General features: G+C 54.9%; 22 protein-coding genes. 19 read left to right on the forward strand and 3 right to left on the reverse strand.

Annotated features, from left to right (window positions below):
• Nucleotides 1-63 precede the first annotated feature (63 nt).
• Nucleotides 64-120, forward strand: coding sequence for a type I toxin-antitoxin system Ibs family toxin (locus MY052_RS24280; RefSeq protein WP_223883156.1), 57 nt, complete (start codon nt 64-66; stop codon nt 118-120).
• An 82-nt stretch (nt 121-202) separates the two neighbouring features.
• On the opposite strand, the gene yegD is transcribed toward MY052_RS24280, so the two are convergent.
• Nucleotides 203-1,555 carry a molecular chaperone gene (yegD, locus tag MY052_RS08420; protein WP_248538917.1) on the reverse strand — a complete coding sequence of 451 codons (1,353 nt, stop codon included), beginning with the start codon at nt 1,553-1,555 and terminating at the stop codon, nt 203-205.
• A 149-nt stretch (nt 1,556-1,704) separates the two neighbouring features.
• Between yegD and alkA the strand changes: the two genes are divergently transcribed.
• Nucleotides 1,705-2,547, forward strand: a complete 843-nt coding sequence (gene alkA / locus MY052_RS08425) for a DNA-3-methyladenine glycosylase 2 (protein ID WP_248538554.1) — start codon at nt 1,705-1,707, stop codon at nt 2,545-2,547.
• Here the strand turns inward: alkA and MY052_RS08430 are convergent.
• Nucleotides 2,499-4,769: a diguanylate cyclase domain-containing protein gene (locus MY052_RS08430; RefSeq protein ID WP_248538555.1), complete on the reverse strand. Its 2,271-nt coding sequence runs from the start codon at nt 4,767-4,769 to the stop codon at nt 2,499-2,501. The genes alkA and MY052_RS08430 overlap by 49 nt on opposite strands.
• Before the next feature lie 352 nt (nt 4,770-5,121).
• Here MY052_RS08430 and udk point away from each other — a divergent pair, with 352 nt between their 5' ends.
• The 3 genes from udk (at nt 5,122) to asmA (ending at nt 8,300) form a co-directional block, all read left to right on the forward strand.
• Nucleotides 5,122-5,763 carry a uridine kinase gene (udk, locus tag MY052_RS08435; RefSeq protein ID WP_035893767.1) on the forward strand — a complete coding sequence of 214 codons (642 nt, stop codon included), beginning with the start codon at nt 5,122-5,124 and terminating at the stop codon, nt 5,761-5,763.
• Between the two features lie 78 nt (nt 5,764-5,841).
• Nucleotides 5,842-6,423, forward strand: a complete 582-nt coding sequence (dcd, locus tag MY052_RS08440) for a dCTP deaminase (protein ID WP_035893765.1) — start codon at nt 5,842-5,844, stop codon at nt 6,421-6,423.
• A 26-nt stretch (nt 6,424-6,449) separates the two neighbouring features.
• Nucleotides 6,450-8,300: an outer membrane assembly protein AsmA gene (asmA, locus tag MY052_RS08445; RefSeq protein WP_202217627.1), complete on the forward strand. Its 1,851-nt coding sequence runs from the start codon at nt 6,450-6,452 to the stop codon at nt 8,298-8,300.
• 129 nt (nt 8,301-8,429) lie between these two features.
• Here asmA and MY052_RS08450 read toward each other — a convergent pair whose 3' ends face one another.
• Nucleotides 8,430-10,013 (reverse strand): TerC family protein, encoded by a 1,584-nt coding sequence (locus MY052_RS08450; RefSeq protein WP_035893760.1) that lies wholly within the window; start codon nt 10,011-10,013, stop codon nt 8,430-8,432.
• 657 nt (nt 10,014-10,670) lie between these two features.
• Between MY052_RS08450 and MY052_RS08455 the strand changes: the two genes are divergently transcribed.
• The 14 genes from MY052_RS08455 to cpsB all read left to right on the forward strand — a co-directional run bounded on the left by MY052_RS08455 (nt 10,671) and on the right by cpsB (nt 24,843).
• Nucleotides 10,671-11,804: a polysaccharide export protein gene (locus MY052_RS08455; protein ID WP_035893757.1), complete on the forward strand. Its 1,134-nt coding sequence runs from the start codon at nt 10,671-10,673 to the stop codon at nt 11,802-11,804.
• 5 nt (nt 11,805-11,809) lie between these two features.
• The gene (wzb, locus tag MY052_RS08460; RefSeq protein WP_035893755.1) at nt 11,810-12,253 is read left to right on the forward strand and encodes a low molecular weight protein-tyrosine-phosphatase Wzb; all 444 of its coding nucleotides are present in this window, start codon (nt 11,810-11,812) and stop codon (nt 12,251-12,253) included.
• A gap of 2 nt (nt 12,254-12,255) precedes the next feature.
• Complete coding sequence (wzc, locus tag MY052_RS08465; RefSeq protein WP_035893753.1) at nt 12,256-14,418, forward strand: tyrosine-protein kinase Wzc; 2,163 nt, start codon at nt 12,256-12,258, stop codon at nt 14,416-14,418.
• Nucleotides 14,419-14,521: 103 nt separating this feature from the next.
• Entirely contained in the window at nt 14,522-15,364 is an 843-nt protein-coding gene (wcaA, locus tag MY052_RS08470; protein ID WP_035893751.1) for a colanic acid biosynthesis glycosyltransferase WcaA, read from the forward strand.
• A complete protein-coding gene (gene wcaB, locus MY052_RS08475) occupies nt 15,364-15,855 on the forward strand; it encodes a colanic acid biosynthesis acetyltransferase WcaB (protein WP_035893749.1) in 492 nt (163 codons plus the stop codon). Before wcaA ends, wcaB begins: the two co-directional genes overlap by 1 nt.
• Nucleotides 15,852-17,069, forward strand: coding sequence for a colanic acid biosynthesis glycosyltransferase WcaC (gene wcaC / locus MY052_RS08480; RefSeq protein WP_248538556.1), 1,218 nt, complete (start codon nt 15,852-15,854; stop codon nt 17,067-17,069). Before wcaB ends, wcaC begins: the two co-directional genes overlap by 4 nt.
• Nucleotides 17,044-18,267 (forward strand): colanic acid polymerase WcaD, encoded by a 1,224-nt coding sequence (gene wcaD / locus MY052_RS08485; RefSeq protein WP_248538918.1) that lies wholly within the window; start codon nt 17,044-17,046, stop codon nt 18,265-18,267. The genes wcaC and wcaD overlap by 26 nt, the downstream gene beginning before the upstream one ends.
• 8 nt (nt 18,268-18,275) lie before the next feature.
• The gene (wcaE, locus tag MY052_RS08490; RefSeq protein WP_202217632.1) at nt 18,276-19,022 is read left to right on the forward strand and encodes a colanic acid biosynthesis glycosyltransferase WcaE; all 747 of its coding nucleotides are present in this window, start codon (nt 18,276-18,278) and stop codon (nt 19,020-19,022) included.
• A gap of 9 nt (nt 19,023-19,031) precedes the next feature.
• Nucleotides 19,032-19,586 carry a colanic acid biosynthesis acetyltransferase WcaF gene (gene wcaF / locus MY052_RS08495; RefSeq protein WP_248538557.1) on the forward strand — a complete coding sequence of 185 codons (555 nt, stop codon included), beginning with the start codon at nt 19,032-19,034 and terminating at the stop codon, nt 19,584-19,586.
• Between the two features lie 24 nt (nt 19,587-19,610).
• Entirely contained in the window at nt 19,611-20,732 is a 1,122-nt protein-coding gene (gene gmd / locus MY052_RS08500) for a GDP-mannose 4,6-dehydratase (protein ID WP_035893738.1), read from the forward strand.
• Nucleotides 20,733-20,734: 2 nt separating this feature from the next.
• A complete protein-coding gene (gene fcl, locus MY052_RS08505; protein WP_035893736.1) occupies nt 20,735-21,700 on the forward strand; it encodes a GDP-L-fucose synthase in 966 nt (321 codons plus the stop codon).
• 3 nt (nt 21,701-21,703) lie between these two features.
• Entirely contained in the window at nt 21,704-22,183 is a 480-nt protein-coding gene (locus tag MY052_RS08510; protein ID WP_035893734.1) for a GDP-mannose mannosyl hydrolase, read from the forward strand.
• Nucleotides 22,180-23,403 carry a colanic acid biosynthesis glycosyltransferase WcaI gene (gene wcaI / locus MY052_RS08515; protein WP_248538558.1) on the forward strand — a complete coding sequence of 408 codons (1,224 nt, stop codon included), beginning with the start codon at nt 22,180-22,182 and terminating at the stop codon, nt 23,401-23,403. The genes MY052_RS08510 and wcaI overlap by 4 nt, the downstream gene beginning before the upstream one ends.
• A gap of 3 nt (nt 23,404-23,406) precedes the next feature.
• The gene (gene cpsB, locus MY052_RS08520) at nt 23,407-24,843 is read left to right on the forward strand and encodes a mannose-1-phosphate guanyltransferase (RefSeq protein WP_248538559.1); all 1,437 of its coding nucleotides are present in this window, start codon (nt 23,407-23,409) and stop codon (nt 24,841-24,843) included.
• The last annotated feature ends 24 nt before the right edge of the window (nt 24,844-24,867 follow it).

Here is a 24,867-nt window from a genome sequence, read left to right on the forward strand (position 1 = left end):
GCAGGGCGCTAAAACAGGAAAGCCCCTCCTGACGAAGGGGCCTTATATAAGGAAAGGGTTATGATGAAGTTAGTCATCATACTGGTGATACTCTTAGTGTTTAGCTTACCGGCTTACTAAGACACCAGGGGGAGGATAAATCCTCCCTTACCCTAACTCCTTTACGATAGGTCGAAAAAACAGCGAAGTCAACGACGATATATCAGGCGAAAACCACCTGCGCCCAGCGGGCCAGACCGGCGGTTACCGAGCCAAAATCATCGCCGCCGGCAATTGGTATGCCGGGAAGCTGTTGGGCCAACGCTTTCTTAATCAGCGGTGAGCGTGCGCTGCCGCCGGTTAAGTAGATGACGTCCGGCTTTTCGCTGCTGTTTTCCAGCGCCAACTGCACCTGCTCGAGGATGCGCGTCAGCGGCTGGTTCAGCGCCGCTTCAAGACCGTCCTGGCTGATGGCGGTCGCCAGTTCATCGCTGATAAACGGCAGCGAGGTGTCAATCTGGGTGGTTTCGGACAGCGCGATTTTGCTCTCTTCGGCGCTACGCACCAGGCGGTAGCTCAGGCGCTGCTGCCAGACTTTATAGAGCAGAGAGACTTTCTCTGCATCTCGGGCATCGCGCGCCAGGTCGCGCAGTAGTCGGCCATTAGCCGCGCTGTAGAAGTCGGTCTGCGCCGGAACGTCGTTGATAGCCACCGCGTTCCACCATGGCAGAATCGGCAGAGCGATGCCTTTTTCGGTGTCGCCGCCCATGCCGAGCAGCGGCATCAGGCTCTTGAAGGCCAGCGCGATATCGAGGTCGTTACCGCCTACGCGGCAACCGCTGTGGCCCAGCAGGCTCTGTTCACGGTCGTGACGGGTGCGCCATTGTGGCCCCATCAGCAGCACTGAGCAGTCGGTGGTACCGCCGCCGATATCGACGACCAGCACGCGTTTTTCTTCGCTGAGCGTGGCTTCGAATTCCAGCCCTGCCGCGACCGGCTCATACTGGAACACCACGTCACGAAAGCCCGCGCGCTTTGCCGCACGTTCAAGGATGCCGACGGCCTGGGCGTTGGCTTCATCGCCGCCAAGCCCCTGGAAGTTTATCGGGCGGCCGATCACCGCTTGATCCAGGCTTTCCGTCAGCTGTGACTGTGCCTGCTGGCGAATATGCAGCATCATCGAGCAGACCAGGTCTTCAAATACCGCAACCTGCTGCGGTTTCAGACCGCTCGCGCCAAGAAAGGATTTTGGTGATTTAACAAAATAGACCTCTTCCGGGTCCGTGATGTACTGTTTGAGTGAGGCGAGGCCAAACTGCACGCTGTTGCTCAGCACATCGATATCTTCTTCGCGGTTGAAGTTCATCGCCCGACGCAGCAGCGCCTGCGCTTCATCGCCGGTGGCGGGAACCTGATGATGGCGATAGAGCCATTCACTCACCGCTTCACGCGTAGGAGCAGAAAGCATAGAAGGCAGCAGCGTACTGCCGTTTTCCATCGTCAGCATGCGCGGAGCGCCATCCTGCATCACGGCGATAGAACAGTTCGCCGTACCGTAATCAAAACCAATAAACACGTCAATCATCCCCATGCCAGTGAAGAAAGGGGGGCGACTTTAGCGGAATGTCGCGAAGGCGGCAACAGGAATATGAAAGCAAGGTTATCGAGGTGATTACCCGCTATGCTATGACGTCGGGCCTACCGTTATGTGTTTAAGGAGCAACGATGTTTGAACTGCCGTGGTTACCGCCGTACGACTGGCAATGGATGTTTGGCTTTCTACAGGCGCGTGCCGTCAGCGGCATTGAACGCTTTCAGGACGGTAGTTACACCCGCAGTTGGCGCTGTGGCGAACATCACGGGCTTATCACCATGTCGCCCGACGTGGCGCATAACCGACTTTGCATCACGCTCACAGCCGGGCTTATGCCGGTTGCCGACCAGGCGCTGGACGGCGTGGCCAGATTATTGGATTTGCACTGCGACCCGCAGCAGATTCAACGCTCGCTGGGGAGTCTTGCTGCCGCCAGACCGGGGCTGCGCCTGCCGGGGGCGCTTGAAGCATTTGAACAGGGGATAAGGGCGATTCTCGGCCAGCTAGTTAGCGTGAAGATGGCCGCGACGTTGACCGGGAAAGTGGTGGCGCTCTATGGTGAGCCGCTGGCTGAAGACGAGGGATTTTTCCTGTTTCCTACCGCCGAGCGTATGGCGGCGGGCGACCCGCTGGCATTAAAAGCGCTGGGTATGCCGCTAAAACGCGCGGAGGCGCTTATCTATTTCGCTCAGGCAGCGGTCAACGGTGAGCTGCCGCAGACGCTACCAGCAGATGTCCCGCAGGCGCTAAAAATGCTGCAGCAGTTTCCTGGCATTGGCCGCTGGACGGCAAACTACTTTGCGCTGCGCGCCTGGCATGCACAGGATATTTTTCTGCCGGATGATTACCTGATTAAACAGCGGTTTCCAGGCATGACGCCCGCGCAGATTCGCGATTATGCCGCGCGCTGGCAGCCCTGGCGCTCCTACGCATTATTGCATATCTGGCATACGGACGACTGGTCGCCGGTATGAACCACCGGCGTGTAGACCGTGACTCTACCGCGACCGTTGTTTTTTGAGTCGTAGCAGGCGGCATCGGCCTGTACCAACAGTTCTGCCAGTTTTGCGTTGTGCTCATGTACCAGCGTTAACCCAGCGCTGGCACCTACCCGGTGCAGGCGGCCTGCCCATATAAATTCGTAGTGATTAATCGCATCGACGACGCGCTCGGTAACATTTACCGCTTGCTCTGTGGAGCAGTGGCGCAGAATAAAACCGAATTCGTCGCCGCCCAGACGCGCCAGAATGTCGCTGGGACGCAGCACTGAGCGCATCAGCTTGGCAATTTCGTGAAGCAGGGCATCGCCCGCAGCGTGGCCCGCACTATCGTTAACGGCTTTGAAGAAATCGAGATCGAGCATAATCAGCGCGTGCGCCTGGTGGCTACCCGGCAGTGCTTTCAGCAGGCCTTTCAGCTGGCTTTCAAAACTGGCGCGGTTTGGCAGCCCGGTCAACGCATCGTGGGATGCGCTGTAGCTTAGCTGGCGCAACAGCTTACGCGACTCGGTCACGTCCTGAATAACCAGTACGAACCCGATTCGTTCACCATCAAGGGTTTTCAGCGGCGTCATGCTGTAGTGAATATCATAGCTGCCGCCGAAGCGATTTTTTAGAGTGTTGTCGTACGCGGCATCGCTTTCCGGGCCAGCCTGTGCGCTGAGTGCCTCCAGCTTCTCTCCATCCGGCCCTTCGGTAATACGCAACACGCTAAGCAACGGCTTGCCCTGAGCTTCCGATTGTTTCCAGCCGCTCATCTTTTCCGCGACCGGGTTCATGAAAATAATGTTTTGCTTATTGTCGGTGCTGATCACCGCATCATGAATGGAGTCGAGGGTGATATGCAGGCGCTCTTTTTCCTGGAACAACGCTTCGTTGGCTTGGGTTATCCCCGCCATCAACGCTTTATTCGCTTCACGGCTCTTTTTCAGCGAGTTGATATCTTCAACCTGCTTAATGAAATAAAGCGGCGTGCCGTCGTCATTGCGCACGACCGAGACGGCGAGCAGCGCCCAGACGACTTCTCCCTGCTTGGTGCAGTAGCGTTTTTCCAATGAATAGCTGTCAACTTCACCGCAACTCAGTCGATCGAGTTGAGCCAAATCGGTGGCTAAATCTTCCGGCCAGGTCACCTGCTGGAAGGTCATCCGGTGAAGTTCCTCCTGGCTGTAGCCGAGGAAGGCACTCAGCGATTTGTTGACCTGCATCCACTGCCCGTAAGTGTCGACCAGCCCCATGCCGATGGCGGAATACTCCATCGCATTACGAAAGCGGGTTTCGCTCTCGGCAATATGTCGGCGTTCGTTGTGCACGGCGTACATGGCGATACTCATTACGCCGGTTGGTAGCAGTACCATCAGGAACGGCAGTCCCGGCAAATCGTTCAGACGATAGCTGGCGAGCGTGTTTTCGATCATGTGCTGAACTAGCGGGTGCAGTGAGGTCAGCATTAGCACAACCATAATGGTCAGCAGGGAAATGATAAACGCCTCTAAACGCGGCAGGCGTACGGCGCTCCACATCAGCAACACCATGATGAAGGTGAACGGCCACGGCAGATAGAGCATGGCTGTAATGCTTAGCGCCAGGGTAATCACGGTGGTCAGCAGCGTAGAGAACAACAGTGAGGTATTTTGATAACGTGTGGCAAACCGGGCTTTCAGCAGCAGGCCAATCGGAACCAGCGCTAACGCACCGGTGGCTTCAGCGATCGCCCACACTATCAGCGTTTGCAATGCGTTCGTGCCGGGAGAGAGGCTGGCGACCAGAATGCCGCCCAGCAACGCTGGCACCAGTGCGCAGGCGATCGCCATGCGGGTCCAGTCCACCAGGTTTTGCAGCGGGTTATCGAGCACCAGCCAGCGGCGCAGTAGCAGTGCACCGACCAGCGCCTCCAGAATGTTAATCGCCGGGTAGGTGAGCCCGACCGCCGACGGTGAGTACAGGCTGGTTGCAGCAATAACGCCCAATGCTCCCGCCAACGCAATACCGGGCCATAGGGAACGTTTAAAACGATAGAATCCCGCCATCATGACGGCCGTTGGAAGCCACACCGGCGAAAGGTCACTCGGATGATGCATTAGCGCGAAGGAGTAAAGCGTGAACAGGAACGTCAGGAGCCCAAGGCTGAACAGGAGTTGCGCCGTGCGAAACGGTGAGGTCAGAACGATGGGGATGTACTGTTTTTCTTTCTTCATTACCACGATTATCCGGAGCGACACGGTCCGGCCTTGCTGACATTACCGTCGAGTATGCACCAACTTACGCGCCATTTATCGGTTCGATGACACTTATTGACAATAATCGGCAATTGATCACAAGTGTAATATTTTCTTCATGAATAACGATTTGCGCTGCAACGCGCCTCGGCGGCGTTTCACCGATTGTCGCCGCCGATCGATGCATACGACTGGTATCGTCGCTATGAAATCCCTATAATTGCCGCGTTTGGCGCTGGTACATGTGATTATTCAGAACTTCACCTCTTGAATAATATTGTCTGTCCGTGCCGTCCTTCCTATCATCCAGGTTAATCGGGTCGCAAAATTTATGACTGATAAGTCTCATCAGTGCGTCATTGTAGGCATCGCCGGCGCATCGGCTTCAGGTAAAAGTCTTATTGCTAGTACGCTGTATCGCGAGTTACGCGAGCAGGTTGGTGATGAGCATATCGGTGTTATCCCTGAAGATAGCTATTATAAAGACCAAAGTCACCTGTCCATGGAAGAGCGGGTTAAAACCAATTACGACCATCCTAACGCGATGGACCACAGTCTTCTGTTCCAGCATTTGCAGACCTTAAAACGCGGCACCGCTATTGAGCTGCCGGTTTATAGCTACGTCGAGCACACCCGTACTCAGGAAACGATCCACATCGAACCGAAAAAAGTGATCATTCTTGAAGGGATCCTGCTGCTGACGGATGCGCGTCTGCGCGAAGAGATGAACTTCTCTATTTTCGTCGATACCCCGTTAGACATCTGCCTGATGCGTCGTATTAAGCGTGACGTTAACGAGCGCGGGCGTTCAATGGACTCCGTGATGGCGCAGTATCAGAAAACCGTGCGTCCAATGTTCCTGCAGTTTATTGAACCTTCCAAGCAGTACGCTGACATCATCGTGCCGCGCGGAGGCAAAAACCGCATCGCCATCGATATTCTGAAAGCGAAAATTAGTCAGTTTTTTGAATAACTCACGCGAATTGTGTAACGTGCATTAATAGCCCTCAACCATGCCGGAAGAGGGCAGTAGTACATTAAGGAGAGTGATATGCGTCTGTGTGACCGAGATATAGAAGCCTGGCTGGATGACGGCCGACTGTCGATTAACCCGCGTCCGCCGATTGAGCGTATCAATGGCGCGACGGTTGACGTACGTTTGGGCAATAAGTTTCGGACCTTCAGCGGTCATACGGCGGCCTATATTGATTTAAGCGGCCCGAAGGCGGAAGTCAGCGCGGCGCTGGATCGCGTGATGAGCGAAGAGATTGTGCTGCCTGAAGGCGATGCATTCTATCTGCACCCGGGCGAACTGGCCCTGGCGGTCACGCTGGAGTCGGTCACGCTGCCGGCGGACCTGGTCGGCTGGCTTGATGGTCGTTCATCGCTGGCGCGTCTGGGGCTGATGGTACACGTGACCGCGCACCGTATCGATCCAGGCTGGTCTGGCTGCATCGTGCTGGAGTTCTACAACTCAGGCAAACTGCCGCTGGCGCTGCGTCCCGGCATGCTGATTGGCGCGCTGAGCTTTGAGCCGCTGTCCGGCCCGGCCGCTCGTCCATATAACCGTCGCGAAGATGCTAAGTACCGCGACCAGCAGGGTGCGGTCGCCAGTCGTATCGATAAAGACTGAACCATCGCGAACCTGATGAGGGTGCCATGAGACGAATATTGACGACGCTGATGATCCTGCTGGTGGTGTTGGTTGCCGGCCTGTCATCGCTGGTGCTGCTGGTGAATCCTAACGATTTCCGCAGCTATATGGTGAAGCAGGTAGAAGCGCGTAGCGGCTACCAGCTTCAGCTCGATGGTTCTCTGCGCTGGCACGTCTGGCCGCGCTTAAGCATCCTCGCAGGGCGAATGACCCTCACCGCGCCGGGCGCCACCGCGCCGCTGGTGCGGGCTGACAATATGCGTCTTGATGTGGCGCTTTTGCCGCTGCTTTCTCATCAGCTTCAGGTGAAGCAGGTGATGCTGAAAGGGGCGGTTATTCAGCTCACGCCGCAAACGGAAGCCGAACGCGCGCAAAATGCCCCGGTCGCCCCGAAAGGCACATCGCTGCCGCAGGAGCCCGGTGATCGCGGCTGGTCGTTTGATATCGGTGCGCTGCAGGTTGTCGACAGCGTGCTGGTTTTCCAGCATGAAGATGATGAACAGGTCACGGTACGCGATATTCGCCTGCAGATGGAGCAGGATGCCAATCATCAGGCTGAAGTAGATTTTTCCGGCCGCCTCAACCGCGATCAGCGCGATTTAACTCTTAGCTTCTCCGCGCAGGTTCAGGCGGGTGACTATCCTCAACGCCTTGATGCCCAGTTATCTCAACTCAGTTGGCAGCTTCAGGGCGCAGACCTTCCGCCGCAGGGAATTAGCGGTAATGGAAGTCTTAACGCCAGCTGGCAGGATGCCACGAAAAAGCTGAGCTTTAGCAATCTTAGCCTGACGGCCAATGACAGTACGTTGGCGGGTTCTGGCAGCGTCATTCTGGGGGATTCCCCGGTCTGGGTGCTGAATCTGCAATCCGATAAGCTCAATCTGGATAACCTGCTGCTGCATTCGGATATCCTGCCTAACGGCGGCAATGGTGTCCAGAAGGCGCAGGCAACGCCTAAGCAGCCACGTCCGATTATTGCCAATGGGGTTAGGGTTGTCCCTTACAGTGGACTGAGCGGCTTTGAAGGGACGCTGGCAATGACGGCGAAACAGATTAGCTGGCGAGGGATGCCGTTCACCAACGTCAGTATTGCGGCCAGCAACCAGCGCGGTCTTTTGCAAATCACCCAACTGGAAGGCTCGCTTGATGGTGGGACGCTTTCCCTGCCAGGTACGCTCGATGCGCGTGACGGCACGCCGCAGGCAGAATTCCAGCCGAAGCTCGATAACATCCAGATTGGCAGCCTGCTCAAAGCCTTTAATTACCCTATCAATATGACCGGCAAAATGTCGCTGGCAGGGGATTTCTCCGGCACCGTGATTGATGCAAACCATTTCCGTCGTGACTGGCAGGGACAGGCGTCTATTGAGATGCAAAATACCCGTACCGAGGGGCTCAACTTCCAACAGCTGGTCCAGCAGGCCGTTGAACGCAGTACCGATGTGCGTGCCCAGGAAAACTACGATAGCGCCACGCAGCTGGATAAGATGACGACGGATATTGACCTTGATAGCGGTATTCTGACGCTCAGTAATATCCGCGGTTCCTCATCCCTGATGACGTTGAACGGTAAAGGGACGCTGAATCTGCTGAAAGAAGAGGGCGATTTACAGTTTGCCGTTCAGGTGATTGACGGCTGGCAAGGGCAGGGGAAACTGATTGATATGCTGAAGCAAACGGCCATTCCGCTGCGCGTATACGGTAAATGGTCCGCGCTGAATTACAGTTTGCAGGTGGATCAAATCCTGCGACGTCAGCTACAAAATGAAGCTAAGCGCCGGTTGAATGACTGGGCTGAGCGGAATAAAGGGACGCAGTCCGGTAAGGAAGTGCAGAAGCTTCTGGATAAACAGTAGGTCGGAAAAGACGGTAGCCGCCATCCGGCTGACAAACAAAACCCGGCATTGCGAAGCTCTGCCGGGTTTTATTTATTCATGATATTCAGTAGCCCGGCTAAGCGAAGCGCCGCCGGGACAGACTTCTCACTACACCTCGTAATCCCACTCATCATTCTGCGGCGGCGGAATGATCTGCACTTTCTGCACGCGGTGGCTTTCTACCTGCAGCGTTTTGAGTGTCCACAAACCAATCTGCACTTCCTCACCGGCTTTAGGAATACGCTGCAGATGTTCCATCAACAGCCCGGCGATGGTGTGGTATTCGCGCTTCTCGTCCAGCGGCAGCGGGATGTACTGCACCAAATCTTCCAGCGGCATATGCCCATTCGCGGTCCACGTACCGTCGGCATTCTTCTGAATGTCGTGGCGCGCATCAATCTCTTCTGCTTCATTAGGCAGGTTACCGGCGATGGTCTCCGTCACGTCACTCAGCGTCACAATCCCCTCAACCGAACCAAACTCATCCACCACGAAGGCGAAGTGGGTTCGTGCGTTGCGGAACTGTTCCAGCGCCGACAACAGCGGCAGCGCTTCCGGGAAGACCAATGGCTGGCGGATTAACACGCGCAGATCCAGCGGCTCACCGCGCAGCGACTGCTGCAGCAGGTCGATAACGTGTACGACGCCGAGTAAATCCTCTTCATCATTACCGCCGGTCACCACCAGGCGGGTATGCTGGTTTTTCTCCAGCAGCGCGCGCACTTCGCTTTCCGGCGCGCTGAGATCGATGTGCTCGATATCATGACGGGAAGTCATGATGCTGCTTACCGTACGCTGATTGAGATTCAGCACGCGCTCGATCATCCGCCGTTCCTGCGGGTCGAAGATTTGCTGACTGTCCTGGTCTACCAGCAATGAAGCTGTGCCGGCATCAAGTTCTGCATCCTCTTTTTTACCGCTCAGCAGGCGCATCACCGCCTCGGTGGTACGGCTTCTCAGCGACTGATTAGCGGTGAGGAAGCGACGACGGTTGAAGATAGCCAGCTGGTTCAGGAACTCAATCATCACCGAGAAGCCAATAGCGGCGTACAGATAACCTTTCGGAATGACGAGGCCAAAGCCTTCCGCCACCAGGCTGAAGCCAATCATCAGCAGGAAGCTCAGACACAGAATGACAATCGTTGGGTGACTGTTCACAAAACGGGTGAGCGCCCGGCTGGCCATTAGCATCAGGCTGATGGCAATAATAACCGCCGCCATCATGACGGCGAGATGGTCGACCATGCCGACCGCGGTGATGACCGAGTCGAGCGAGAAGACGGCATCCAGCACCACGATTTGCGCCACAACGCCCCAGAAACGCGCGCCGCGCCGTTGTGTTGGGTTGTCGTTATCTTTTCCTTCTAACCGCTCGTTGAGCTCTACCGTCGCTTTAAACAGCAGGAAGAAGCCGCCGACCAGCATAATCAGGTCGCGAGCGCTGAAGGTAAAATCACGAATGCTGAACAGCGGTTTCGTCAGGGTTACCAGCCACGAGATAGAGGCCAGCAGAAGCAGACGCATAAGCATCGCCAGAATCAGGCCGGTGACGCGCGCGCGGTCACGTTGGGCTGGTGGCAGCTTTTCTGCGAGGATGGCGATAAACACCAGATTATCAATTCCGAGAACCAGCTCGATGACGACCAGCGTCACGAGTCCCGCCCAAATAGACGGATCGGCAATCCATTCCATACGTTGGTTAAAACCTTATGTTACTTGACGAATTGATCATGGATAAAGCGACGGCAAATTGCAACGTTTGGCTGCGATTTCTCGCGGCAAAAAACCAATGTACGTCAGGAAATAATAGCGAGAAATGGCCTTAGGTTTATTATTGAGAATATATTTTTAAGTGGCGCGGTACTAAAGTTGTCAATATAAAGAAAATCCTAAAAAGTCATACGGTATTGATCTTAATCTTATTCTTAAAATTATTTTTTAAGCGGGGCTAACCTTGCCTGCTATTCGCTTAGCTGCAACAATTCTCCCGGTACTGAATGGAATAGCCATTGAGGTACGTCATGAAATAGTCATGCAGGAATGAAAATCCCTGCATTATATATCCAGGAATATTCTCTACGTTTATTTTTAGCGTGGCTGGATTCCTCATAACAACATGATTTTTAGGTGAATTGGTAGCTGAGAGCCAAGGGCGGTAGCGTGCCTGAAAGCGTGAAGCAAAGCCTCGATTATTCTGTCAATAGCCTGCGGACGAATCCAAACTTTTTTCAGATATATGCCAGTTATATTCACCGGAAAATAAATGCATGGTGAGTGTTAGGGTAATCAAATGGTACGGATTAATTTAATTCGCACAGGATAATTTTCTGCCAAAGTGATAAATAATCAATGATGAAATCCAAACTAAAATTGATGCCATTATTGGTGTCGGTAACCTTGATGAGTGGTTGCACCATACTTCCAGGCAGCAATATGTCTACCTACGGAAAAGATGTGATTAAGCAGCAGGATGCTGATTATGACATTGGCCGAATGGTGAATGTTTATCCGCTGACCCCGCGACTGATTGAACAATTACGCCCGCGTCCTAACGTCGCGCAGCCCAACATGTCGCTGGATCAGGAGTTAAGCAATTACCAGTACCGCGTGGGCTCGGGTGACGTACTGAACGTCACCGTCTGGGACCACCCGGAGCTGACGACCCCGGCGGGGCAGTATCGTAGCTCCAGCGATACCGGCAACTGGGTCCAGCCTGACGGCACCATTTTCTATCCCTACATCGGCAAAGTTCAGGTTAAAGGCCGCACGCTGGCGGAAATCCGCCAGACCATCACCCAGCGGCTGGCAGCCTATATTACCGACCCGCAGGTTGACGTGAACGTCGCCGCCTTCCGCTCGCAGAAAGTCTATGTCTCCGGCCAGGTGAATAAATCCGGCCAGCAGGCGATCACCAACGTACCGCTGACCGTACTGGATGCGATTAACGCTGCCGGTGGGCTGGGCGAACTGGCCGACTGGCGCAACGTGGTGCTGACGCACGATGGCCGCGAACAGCGTATTTCCGTTCAGGCGTTGATGCAGAACGGCGATCTGAGCCAGAACCGTCTGCTTTATCCGGGCGACATTCTGTTTGTGCCGCGCAACGACGACCTGAAAGTGTTCGTGATGGGCGAAGTGAAGAAACAGAGTACGCTCAAAATGGACTTCAGCGGCATGACGCTGACCGAAGCGCTCGGCCAGGCGGAAGGTATCGACCTGACCACCTCGGATGCGAGCGGTATCTTCGTGATTCGTCCGACCAAAGAGGGCAACAACGGCAAGATGGCTAACATTTACCAGTTGGATATGTCCGATGCGACCTCGCTGGTGATGGCGACCAACTTTGTTCTGCAGCCTTACGACGTGGTTTACGTCACTACCGCACCGGTTGCCCGCTGGAACCGTCTGATCAACCAACTGTTGCCGACCATCAGTGGCGTTCGCTACATGACCGATACGGCAAAAGACATTCACGACTGGTAACCGACATGTTTAACAAAATTCTCGTGGTATGCGTGGGGAACATCTGCCGTTCCCCTACGGCGGAGCGTCTGTTACGCCGTCATCTCCCGGCGGTCACCGTCGAGTCGGCTGGGCTGGGGGCGTTGGTCGGGAAAGCGGCGGATGAGCGCGCCGCCAGCGTCGCAGCGGTGCATGACATTTCCCTTGAAGGGCACTGCGCACGGCAAATCTCCGGACGTATGTGCCGGGAGTACGATCTCATTCTGGCGATGGAGAGGCGACACGTTGCCACCCTGCATGAAATGGCGCCGGAGATGCGCGGCAAAGTGATGCTTTTTGGGCATTGGGATAACGAACGAGAAATCCCCGATCCGTATCGCAAAAGTCGCGAAGCATTTGAAGCGGTGTACCAGTTACTCGACAGGTCTGCCAGCCAGTGGGCGCAGGCATTGAAAGCTCAGCAGGGATAACCATGACTGATAAAGTAAAACAAATAAGCCCGGCGGCCTCGGGCGGTGATGAGATTGATATTGGCCGCCTGGTGGGGACCGTTATTGAAGCGAAGTGGTGGGTGGTTGGCATTACCGCGCTGTTCGCCGCCGCCGCGATTGTCTACGCCATCTTTGCTACACCGATTTATAGCGCCGATGCGCTGGTACGTATTGAGCAGAATCAGGGCAGTGCGCTGGTGCAGGACATCAGTAACGCTTTAACCAGCAAGCCACCTGCCTCTGAGGCAGAGATCCAGATGATCACTTCGCGTCTGGTACTGGGCAAAACCGTCGACGACCTGGACCTCGATATTGCGGTCAGCAAAAACACCTTCCCGATCCTCGGGGCTGGCTGGGATCGCTTAATGGGGCGTCAGAACCAGACCGTCAAAGTCACCACCTTCGAGCGTCCGGCCTCGATGGCCGATAGCACCTTTACGCTTGATGTCCTGAGTCCAACCACCTTCCGTTTTAGCAACGATAGCGGTTTCAGCGTTGATGGCAAAGTGGGTGAGCCTGTCAACAAAGGCGGCGTATCGCTAATGGTTGCGGGGATTGCCGCCGATGAAGGGGCCAGCTTTACGGTCACCAAATACTCGACCCTGGGGATGATCAATACCCTGCAAAATAGCCTGAGCGTTACCGAAGATGGTAAAGACTCCGGCGTGCTGACGCTGACCATGGTGGGGGAAGACAAAGACCAGATCCGCGAAATCCTCAACAGCATTGCCCGCAACTACGTGGCGCAGAACGTGGCGCGTAAATCCGAAGAGGCGGCAAAGAGCCTGGAGTTTCTTGAAGTCCAGCTCCCGCAGGTACGTAGCCAGCTTGATATTGCTGAAAACAAGCTGAACGCCTACCGTCAACAGAAAGACTCCGTCGACCTGCCGCTGGAAGCAAAATCGGTACTCGACTCGATGGTGAACATCGATGCCCAGTTGAATGAACTGACCTTCCGCGAAGCTGAAATCTCCAAGCTCTACACCAAAATACACCCGGCGTACCGCACGCTGCTGGAGAAACGTCGTGCGCTGGAAGAAGAGAAGGCGAAGCTGAGCCAACGCGTCACCGCGATGCCAAAAACCCAGCAGGAAATTGTGCGCCTGACCCGTGACGTGGAGTCCGGCCAGCAGGTGTATATGCAGCTGCTGAACAAACAGCAGGAGCTGAAAATCACCAAGGCTAGCACCGTGGGCGACGTGCGTATCGTTGACCCGGCGATTACCCAGCCGGGCGTGGTAAAACCGAAGAAAGCGCTGATTGTGCTTGGCAGCATTATTCTTGGCCTGATGTTGTCGATTGTCGGCGTACTGCTGCGCTCGCTGTTTAATCGCGGTATCGAAAGCCCGCAGGTGCTGGAAGAACATGGTATTAACGTTTACGCCAGCATTCCACTTTCTGAATGGCAGAAATCCCGCGATAGCGTGAAGAGCGTCAACGGCGTGAAGCGCTATAAGCAAAGTCAGCTGCTGGCGGTGGGTAACCCTACTGACCTCGCAATAGAGGCGATTCGTAGCCTGCGCACCAGTCTGCACTTCGCCATGATGCAGGCGCAAAACAACGTGCTGATGATGACCGGCGTGAGTCCTTCCATCGGTAAAACCTTCGTCTGCGCCAACCTCGCTGCGGTGATTAGCCAGACCAACAAGCGCGTGCTGATGATTGACTGCGATATGCGTAAGGGCTACTCCCACGAACTGCTCGGCACCACCAACGATAACGGCCTGTCGGATGTGCTGGTGGGCAAAACGCCGATTGAACAGTGTGCGAAGAAAACGTCGGTTGCCAACTTTGACCTCGTTCCTCGCGGACAAATCCCGCCGAACCCGTCTGAACTGCTGATGGGGGAGCGCTTTAGCGAGCTGCTGAAGTGGGGGAGTGCGAACTACGACCTGGTGTTGATCGATACGCCGCCAATTCTTGCGGTGACCGATGCCGCGATTGTGGGACGCCATGCCGGTACCACGCTGATGGTCACACGCTATGCGGTGAACACGCTCAAAGAAGTAGAGACCAGCTTGAGCCGCTTCGAACAGAACGGCATCGCGGTGAAAGGGGTGATCCTCAACTCTATCTTCCGTCGTGCTACCGGTTATCAGGATTACGGCTACTACGAATACGAGTATCAGTCGGACTCAAAATAATTTTTACACCTCACCTGTAGCCCGGACGAGGCGCGCGAGCGCCGACTCCGGGGCATTCCCGGCGTCGCTTCACTCGGCCGGGCTACTCCATAAGGGATATCGTATGACAACAGACTACCCGTTGATCTCCATCTATATGCCGACCTGGAACCGACAGCAGTTGGCGATTCGCGCCATCAAGTCGGTTCTGCGCCAGGACTATCCCCATTGGGAAATGATTATCGTCGATGATTGTTCCAGCAGCTTCGAGCAGCTCCAGCAGTACATCGACGAACTGAACGATAGCCGCGTGCAGTATACCCGCAACGATTTTAATTCCGGCGCCTGTGCAGTGCGCAATCAGGCGATTTTACAGGCCAAAGGCGAGTTTATTACCGGCATCGACGACGACGACGAGTGGACGCCAACGCGGCTCTCGACCTTTCTGGCAGATAAACAGCAGCTCACCAGCCACGCGTTTCTCTACGCCAACGACTACGTCTGTGAAGGGGAGGTGTATTCGCAGCCAGCGAGCCTGCCGCTGTACCCGAAATCACCGTTCTCTCGCGAGCTGTTCTACAAACGCAACATCATTGGCAACCAGGTCTTTAGCTGGGCGTGGCGTTTTAAAGAGAGCCTGTTTGATACCGAACTAAAGGCGGCGCAGGACTACGACATCTTCCTGCGTATGGTGATGGCCTACGGTGAACCGTGGAAAATTGAGGCGGCGACGCAAATCCTGCACATCAACCACGGGGAAATGCAGATAACCTCCTCGCCGAAAAAATTCTCCGGCTATTTCAGCTTCTATCGCAAGCATAAAGAGAAGTTTGACCGTGCCAGCAAGAAGTACCAGCTGTTCACTCTGTACCAGATCCGCAATAAGCGTATGACCTGGAAGACGTTTCTGACCCTGCTGTCAGTGCGCAACGGCAAGCGTTGGGTTGATGGATTACGGAGCAAATAATGCTACTGGAAGATTTACGTGCCAATAGCTGGAGCCTGCGTCCGTGCTGCATGGTGACGGCCTATCGTATTGCCCATTTTTGCTCGGTGTGGCGCAAAAAAAACGTCCTCAATAATCTGTGGGCCGCGCCGGTGCTGGTGCTCTATCGCATTATCACCGAATGCTTCTTTGGCTATGAAATTCAGGCGGCGGCAACCATTGGCCGACGTTTCACCATTCACCACGGTTATGCGGTGGTCATTAATAAAAACGTCGTCGCGGGGGATGATTTAACCATCCGCCACGGGATTACGCTCGGCAACCGCGGCCCGAATAGCCTGGCGTGCCCAACGCTTGGCAACGGCGTGGAGCTGGGTGCGAACGTGGTGATTATTGGCGGCATCACCATCGGCAACCATGTGACTATCGGCGCGGGCAGCGTGGTGCTGGACGATATTCCCGACCACGCGCTTGTCGTGGGGGAGAAGGCGAGAGTGAAGGTCATTAAATGAATATTATGCAATTTAACGTGCGCCTGGCCGAAGGCGGCGCGGCGGGCGTTGCGCTGGACCTGCATCAGCGTGCGCTGCGTCAGGGATTGTCATCGCAGTTTGTCTATGGCTACGGTAAAGGTGGCAAAAAAAGCGTCAGCCACGACAGCTACCCGCAGGTGATGAAGCAGACGACACGCCTGACCTCGATGGCGAATCTTGCGCTGTTCCGTCTGTTTAACCGCGACCTGTTTGGCAATCTGAATAACCTCTACCGTCAGGTGACCCGCACCGAGGGTCCGGTGGTACTGCATTTTCATGTGATGCACAGCTACTGGCTGAATCTCACCGAGGTGATTGATTTTTGCGAGCGCGTCAAAGCGCACAAAGCGGACGTCACGTTGGTCTGGACGCTGCACGACCACTGGAGCGTGACCGGACGCTGTGCGTTTCTCGACGGTTGCGATGGTTGGAAAAGTGGCTGCCAGAAGTGCCCGACGCTGGAGAACTATCCGCCGGTAAAGGTAGATCGCGCGCATCAGCAGGTGGAAGAAAAGCGCCAACTCTTCCGCCGCATGCTGGCACTTGGCTGCCAGTTTATCTCCCCCAGCCAGCACGTGGCAGACGCCTTTAATAGCCTTTATGGCCCGGGGCGCTGCCTGATTATCAATAACGGTATAGATGTGGCGACGGAGGCAATTCTGGCGGATCTGAAGCCGATGACGGTGACTACGGCTCGACCAAAAATTGCCGTGGTTGCGCACGACCTGCGCTACGACGGCAAAACCAACCAGCGACTGGTGCGCGAGATGATGGCGCTTGGCGATAACGTGGAAATTCATACCTTCGGTAAGTTCTCGCCGTTTGAAGGCGCCAACGTGGTGAACCACGGTTTTCTGACCGATAAGCGCCAACTGATGAGCGAGCTAAACCAGCTTGACGCGCTGCTGTTTAGCTCCCGCGTTGATAACTATCCGCTCATTCTCTGTGAAGCGCTGTCGATTGGTGTCCCGGTCATTGCCACCCATAGCGATGCGGCAAAAGAGGTGCTGGAAAAATCCGGCGGCCATACGGTGGATGAAAGTGCGGTCATTTCGCTGGTGCAGCGAACGAAAGCGGAGATAGCCCAGGCGGTGTTTGGCACCACGCTTGGTGAATTTAGCGCCCGCAGCCGCAAGGCCTATAGCGGACAACAGATGCTGGAGGAATATGTCTCGTTCTATCAGAGTCTGTAGCTATTTGCTGCTGCCGTTAATCTACCTGCTGGTTAACGTCAAATTGGCGCAGCTTGGCGAGAGTTTTCCCATCACCATCGTGACCTTTCTCCCGCTCCTGCTGCTGCTGTTCGTTGAACGCATTAACCTGAAAAAGCTGATGATTGCCCTTGGGGTGGGCGTAGGGCTGACGCTGTTTAACTACGTGTTCGGCCAGTCGCTGGACCCGAGTAAATACGTCACCTCGACGATGCTGTTTGTTTACATCGTTATCATCATTGGCATGGTGTGGAGCATTCGTTTTAAAACGATTTCTCCGCATAACCATCGTAAGATCCTGCGCTTCTTTTACGTGGTCATCGGCATCGTGGTGACGATTGCCGCGCTGGAAATGATGCAAATTATTCTCTCGGGCAGCAGTAGCCTGATTGAGATGATTTCGAAATATCTTATATACAGCAATAGCTATGTTCTGAACTTTATCAAGTTCGGCGGTAAGCGTACCACGGCCCTCTATTTTGAACCGGCATTCTTCGCTCTGGCATTAATCTCAATTTGGCTCTGCATCAAACAGTTTGGTATCAAAACCCCAAAATCTGATGCTATGATTCTCGCAGGGATAATTCTTTCAGGGTCGTTCTCCGGGGTAATGACATTTATCTTGTTTTACCTGCTGGAGTGGGCATTTCAGTATCTGAATAAAGAGGCGATCAAGAAGAAATTGCCCTTGGCAATTATTTCATTAGGCGCATTCTTTGTCGGGTTGATATTTGCCGGTCCGTATATTGCGGAACGTCTTGGCGACCTGGGAACGGAAGGGTCATCCTCATATTATCGTATTATCGGCCCGCTGGTGATGGTTGGTTATTCATTGACCAGCATTGATGGAGTGGTGCGATTCGGTTCTCTTTACGAATATGTTGCATCATTCGGAATATTTAACGGTGCGGATGTCGGAAAAACAATAGACAATGGTCTGTACCTGTTAATGATTTATTTTTCATGGTTTGCCGTAATATTAACGGCTGGCTATCTGTATTATGTTTTTAAAATGTTCATTAACGCTTTTGGGAATAATCGCAATTTCGCCGTGCAGTTGTATCTTTTTACGCCGGTGTCATTATTTTTTACCGGTTCGATATTTAGCCCGGAATATGCATTTTTAATTGTGTGTCCTTTTATTCTGCGTAAAGCGCTGAATATTGCCGACAGCAGATGAGGTGAAACATGTTGTTAAGTGTGATTACCGTGGCGTTTCGCAACTACGATGGTGTGATGAAAACCTGGCGCTCGCTGGCGCATCTGGCTAACGATCCCAGCCTCGATTTTGAGTGGATTGTGGTCGATGGCGGCTCTGAAGATGGCACCGCGGAATTTCTCGAAAAACGTAATGGACAGTACAAGTTACGCTATGTCAGCGAGCCGGATAAAGGGCTGTATGACGCGATGAATAAAGGCATCCGCATGGCGCAGGGGAAGTTTGTTCTGTTCCTCAATTCTGGTGACAGCTTTCACCCTGACGTCTCGCAGTTTGTCCGTCAGTTGCGCGGTAAGCCTGATGATGCCATGTACCTCGGCGATGCTATGCTCGACTTCGGTGACGGCACCCAGGTTCGCCGCAGTGCGAAGCAGGGCTGGTATATTTACCACAGTCTACCGGCCAGCCATCAGGCTATTTTCTTCCCGCTGCGTGGGCTGAGAAATTATCCTTACGATGTGCAGTATCGTGTTTCATCAGATTATGCACTTGCCGCCAGAATGTATAAGTCAGGCTATGCCTTTAAGCGAATTAAAGGACTGGTGTCGGAATTTTCGATGGGCGGCGTGTCAACCACTAACAATCTGCAACTGTGTCAGGATGCTAAAAAAGTTCAGCGTGAAATATTACGCATGCCAGCTGTGCTGACGGAATTATCTTATTTATTACGCCTGCGGACGACCGGAAAAACGAAAGCCTTATATCACAAAGCATAAGGAAGCAGAATGCAGGATTTATCTGGCTTTACGGTACCCAAAGGTTTTCGCGGTGCCGGAGGCATTAAAGTTCAAATTTGGTGGGCGGTGCAGGCAACATTATTTGCCTGGTCTCCGCAGATACTCTACCGCTGGCGTGCATTTTTATTGCGTTTGTTTGGCGCAAAAATAGGAAAAAACGTAGTGATTCGCCCCTCGGTGAAAATCACCTATCCGTGGAAATTAACCATTGGTGATTATGCGTGGGTCGGCGATGACACAGTGTTATATACCCTTGGTGATATTACTCTTGGGGCAAATTCAGTCGTTTCACAGAAATGTTATTTGTGCACCGGCAGCCACGATTATCAGAGCGCGCATTTTGATATTAACGCCGCGTCTATTGTGGTCGGTGAGAAATGCTGGCTGGCAACGGATGTGTTTGTTGCACCCGGTGTAACGATTGGCGACGGCACCATCGTTGGTGCGCGAAGCAGCGTTTTTAAATCGTTACCGGCAAATGTGATTTGCCGTGGCAATCCCGCAGTGGTCACGCGTCAACGCGTTGAGAAAGTTACTCCCTAAACGGGACTATTTGAGGAAAATATAATGTCGAAAGTCGCACTTATTACCGGCGTAACCGGGCAGGATGGTTCTTATCTGGCGGAGCTGCTGCTGGAAAAAGGGTATGAAGTTCACGGGATCAAGCGTCGTGCTTCCTCTTTTAACACCGAACGTGTCGATCACATCTATCAGGATCCACACAGCAGCAACCCGAAATTTCACCTGCACTACGGCGATTTGACCGACAGCTCCAACCTGACGCGCATCCTGCAAGAAGTGCAGCCGGATGAAGTGTATAACCTGGGGGCGATGAGCCACGTGGCCGTATCCTTTGAATCCCCGGAATATACCGCTGACGTGGATGCGATGGGCACGCTGCGCCTGCTGGAAGCCATTCGCTTCCTGGGCCTGGAGAAGAAAACCCGTTTCTATCAGGCGTCTACCTCTGAACTGTACGGCCTGGTACAAGAGATCCCGCAGAAAGAAACCACCCCGTTCTATCCGCGCTCGCCGTATGCCGTCGCCAAACTGTATGCCTACTGGATCACCGTTAACTACCGTGAGTCCTATGGCATGTACGCCTGTAACGGCATCCTGTTCAACCACGAATCCCCGCGCCGCGGCGAAACCTTCGTGACCCGTAAAATCACCCGCGCGATTGCCAACATTGCCCAGGGTCTGGAGAAGTGCCTGTACCTCGGCAACATGGACTCCCTGCGTGACTGGGGCCATGCCAAAGACTACGTCAAAATGCAGTGGATGATGTTGCAGCAGGAACAGCCGGACGATTTCGTTATCGCCACCGGCGTGCAGTACTCCGTGCGTCAGTTCGTCGAAATGGCCGCAGCACAGCTTGGTATTAAACTGCGCTTTGAAGGCAAAGGCGTGGAAGAGAAGGGGATTGTGGTCTCCGTGACCGGTCATGATGCGCCGGGTGTGAAGCCGGGCGATGTGATGGTAGCCGTTGACCCACGTTACTTCCGTCCTGCTGAAGTGGAAACCCTGCTCGGTGACCCAACCAAAGCGCACGAAAAACTGGGCTGGAAACCAGAAATCACCCTGCAGGAGATGGTCTCTGAAATGGTCGCCAAAGACCTCGAAGCGGCGAAAAAACACTCCCTGCTCAAATCCCACGGTTACGAAGTGGCGATCGCGCTGGAGTCTTGAGTATGACCAGACAACGTATTTTTGTGGCGGGCCACCGGGGAATGGTGGGCTCTGCCATCGTCCGACAGCTTGAGCAGCGCGGCGACGTGGATCTGGTTCTGCGCAGCCGCGACGAACTCAACCTGCTGGATAGCCGCGAGGTGAACGATTTCTTCGCCCGCGAAAATATCACTCAGGTGTATCTGGCGGCGGCGAAGGTGGGCGGTATTGTCGCCAACAACACCTTCCCGGCGGACTTCATCTACGAAAATATGATGATTGAAAGCAACATCATTCACGCAGCGCATACGCACAACGTGAACAAGCTGTTGTTCCTCGGTTCATCCTGTATTTATCCGAAGATGGCCAACCAGCCGATGCACGAAAGCGAACTGCTGCAGGGCACGCTGGAAGCGACTAACGAGCCGTACGCGATTGCCAAAATCGCCGGTATCAAGCTGTGCGAATCCTACAACCGTCAGCATAACCGCGACTACCGCTCGGTGATGCCGACCAACCTGTACGGGCCGAACGACAACTTCCACCCGAGCAACTCCCACGTGATCCCGGCGCTGCTGCGTCGCTTCCACGAAGCGGTGCAGAAGAACGATGCCGACGTGGTGGTGTGGGGCAGCGGTACCCCTATGCGCGAGTTCCTTCATGTCGATGATATGGCGGCTGCCAGCATTCACGTGATGGAGCTGGACCGCAGCGTGTGGCTGGAAAACACGCAGCCAATGCTGTCGCACATCAACGTCGGTACCGGCGTTGACTGTACCATCCGCGAGCTGGCGCAGACGCTGGCGAAAGTGGTGGGCTTTAAAGGCCGCGTGGTGTTTGACGCCACCAAGCCGGATGGGACGCCGCGCAAGCTGCTCGACGTATCACGCCTGCATCAACTGGGCTGGTATCACGAGATTTCGCTGGAGGCTGGTCTTGCCAGTACCTACCAGTGGTTCCTTGAAAACCAGCACCGCTTCCGGGGGTAACGCATGTTTCTGAACGAGGAGGCGTTTGCCACCGTGGTGCAGTCTACGCCGCTCATCTCTATCGATTTGATCGTCGAGAACGCGCAGGGCGAGTTTCTGCTAGGTAAACGCACCAACCGTCCAGCGCAGGGATTCTGGTTTGTCCCTGGCGGCCGGGTACAGAAAGATGAACCGCTGGCCGAGGCCTTTGCCCGCCTCACCCTGGCGGAACTGGGGCTGAGCCTGCCGATGACGGCAGGCCGCTTCTACGGCGTCTGGCAGCATTTCTACGATGACAACTTTTCGGGTACGGATTTTTCCACCCATTACATCGTGCTGGGGTTCCGCCTGCAGGTGGATGCTGATGCGCTCACGCTTCCAGAAGCTCAGCATAACGACTATCGCTGGATGAGCCCTAAGGCGCTACTGGCGGCGGATAACGTCCACGAAAACAGCCGTGCCTATTTCCGGGTCGACAAAATGGCCGAGGTACCGGGCTTATGAAGATTCTGGTGTATGGCATTAACTACTCGCCTGAACTGACCGGCATCGGCAAATACACCGGCGAAATGGTGGAATGGATGGCGCGACAGGGACACGAAGTGCGGGTGATTACCGCACCGCCGTACTACCCGGAATGGCAGGTTGGAGTGAACTACTCAAGCTGGCGCTACCGCCGGGAAGAGGGCGAGGCCACGGTGTGGCGCTGCCCGCTGTACGTACCAAAGCAGCCCTCGACGCTCAAGCGCCTGCTGCATCTTGGCAGCTTCGCGCTCAGCAGCTTCTTCCCGCTGATGGCCCAGCGTCGCTGGAAGCCGGACCGCATTATCGGCGTGGTGCCGACCCTGTTCTGTACGCCGGGCATGCGCCTGCTGGCAAAACTCTCCGGGGCGCGAACGCTGCTGCATATTCAGGATTACGAAGTCGACGCGATGTTAGGGCTGGGCATGGCCGGTAACGGCAAATCCGGAAAAGTGGCCAGGCTTGCCAGCGCCTTTGAGCGCAGCGGGCTGCACAACGTTGACAACGTGTCGACTATCTCGCGTTCGATGATGAACAAAGCCTGCGAGAAGGGCGTTCCGGCGGAGAAGGTGATCTTCTTCCCTAACTGGTCTGAAGTATCGCGTTTTCGCGAGGTGCCTGAGACGCTGGTTATCGCGCTGCGTCAGCGGCTGGGGCTGCCTGATGACCGCAAAATAGTGCTTTATTCCGGCAACATCGGCGAAAAACAGGGGCTGGAAAGCGTCATTAGCGCAGCTGTTCAGCTTCGCGAACAGCCGCTGCTGTTTGTGATTGTCGGCCAGGGCGGCGGCAAAGCGCGGCTGGAAAAAATGGCCGCTGAACGCGGGCTGGACAACGTGAAGTTCCTGCCGCTGCAATCCTATGAAGATTTACCCGCCCTGCTGGCGATGGGCGACTGCCATCTGGTCATTCAGAAGCGTGGCGCGGCGGATGCGGTATTGCCGTCCAAACTGACCAATATTCTGGCGGTGGGCGGCAACGCGGTGATTACCGCAGAAGCGGACACCGAGCTCGGACAGCTGTGTCTCGACAATCCAGGCATCGCAGTGTGCGTTATGCCTGAATCGGTTCCGTCGCTGGTGGAAGGGATTGAACAGACGCTGAGCATGCCAAAACGCAATGCGATTGCCCGCGCCTGGGCAGAACGCTCGCTCGAAAAAGAGCACGTTCTTAACCAATTTATTGCTGATATTCGGGGTTAAACGATGAGTCAATCTACGCTTTTCCCGGTCGTGATGGCCGGTGGCTCAGGCAGCCGCCTGTGGCCGTTGTCCCGAGTGCTGTACCCCAAGCAGTTCCTGTGCCTGAAAGGGGACATGACGATGCTGCAGGCCACGGTGAATCGACTGGATGGGGTCAAGTGCGCAAGTCCGGTGGTTATCTGCAACGAGCAGCACCGCTTTATTGTGGCTGAACAACTGCGCCAACTGAACAAGCTGACTGAGAACATCATTCTTGAACCGGCCGGGCGTAATACCGCGCCGGCCATTGCCCTGGCGGCGCTGGCGGCCAGGCGCCGTGAACCGGAAAACGATCCGCTGATGCTGGTGCTGGCGGCAGACCACGTTATCCAGAATGAAGACGCTTTTCGTGCCGCAGTACGTGAAGCCACGCCATATGCCGAAAGCGGCAAGCTGGTGACCTTCGGTATTGTCCCTAATGTGCCGGAAACCGGCTATGGCTACATTCGTCGCGGTGAGATCACGCCAGGCGAGGGTGACGCGCTGGCGTTTGAAGTTGCGCAGTTTGTCGAAAAACCGAATCTTGAAACCGCTCAGGCCTACGTTGCCAGCGGCGAATATTACTGGAATAGCGGCATGTTCCTGTTCCGTGCCGGGCGTTACCTGGAAGAGCTCGGCAAATACCGCCCGGATATTCTCAGCGCCTGTGAAAAAGCGATGGATGTGACCGACCCGGACCTCGATTTTATTCGCGTTGATGAAGAGGCGTTCCTGAGCTGCCCTGACGAATCCATTGACTATGCCGTCATGGAGCGGACCAACGACGCGGTGGTGGTGCCGATGGACGCAGGCTGGAGCGACGTGGGCTCCTGGTCATCGCTGTGGGAAATCAGCAACCATACGCCGGAAGGCAACGTGCACCACGGCGATGTGATAAGCCATAAAACCGAAAACAGCTACGTGTACGCGGAATCCGGACTGGTGACGACCGTCGGGGTAAAGGATTTGGTGGTGGTGCAGACCAAAGACGCGGTGCTTATCGCCGATCGCAACGCGGTGCAGGACGTGAAAAAGGTGGTCGAGAAAATTAAGGCCGATGGCCGTCACGAACACCATATCCATCGCGAAGTCTATCGCCCATGGGGCAAATACGACTCTATCGACTCTGGCGACCGCTACCAGGTGAAGCGCATCACCGTGAAGCCGGGCGAGGGACTCTCTCTGCAGATGCATCACCACCGGGCTGAACACTGGATTGTGGTAGCCGGCACCGCCAAAGTGACCCTCAATGATGAAATCACCTTGCTGGGTGAAAACGAGTCAATTTATATCCCGCTGGGCGTCACGCACTGCCTGGAAAACCCGGGGAAAATTCCGCTCGACCTGATTGAAGTGCGCTCCGGCGCCTATCTCGAAGAGGACGACGTGGTGCGATTCGCCGACCGCTACGGGCGCGTCTAACTCTTGTAGGCCGGGTGAGCGAAG

It is taken from the genome of Kluyvera ascorbata, from assembly GCF_023195735.1.
GTDB classification, from domain to species: Bacteria; Pseudomonadota; Gammaproteobacteria; order Enterobacterales; family Enterobacteriaceae; genus Kluyvera; species Kluyvera ascorbata.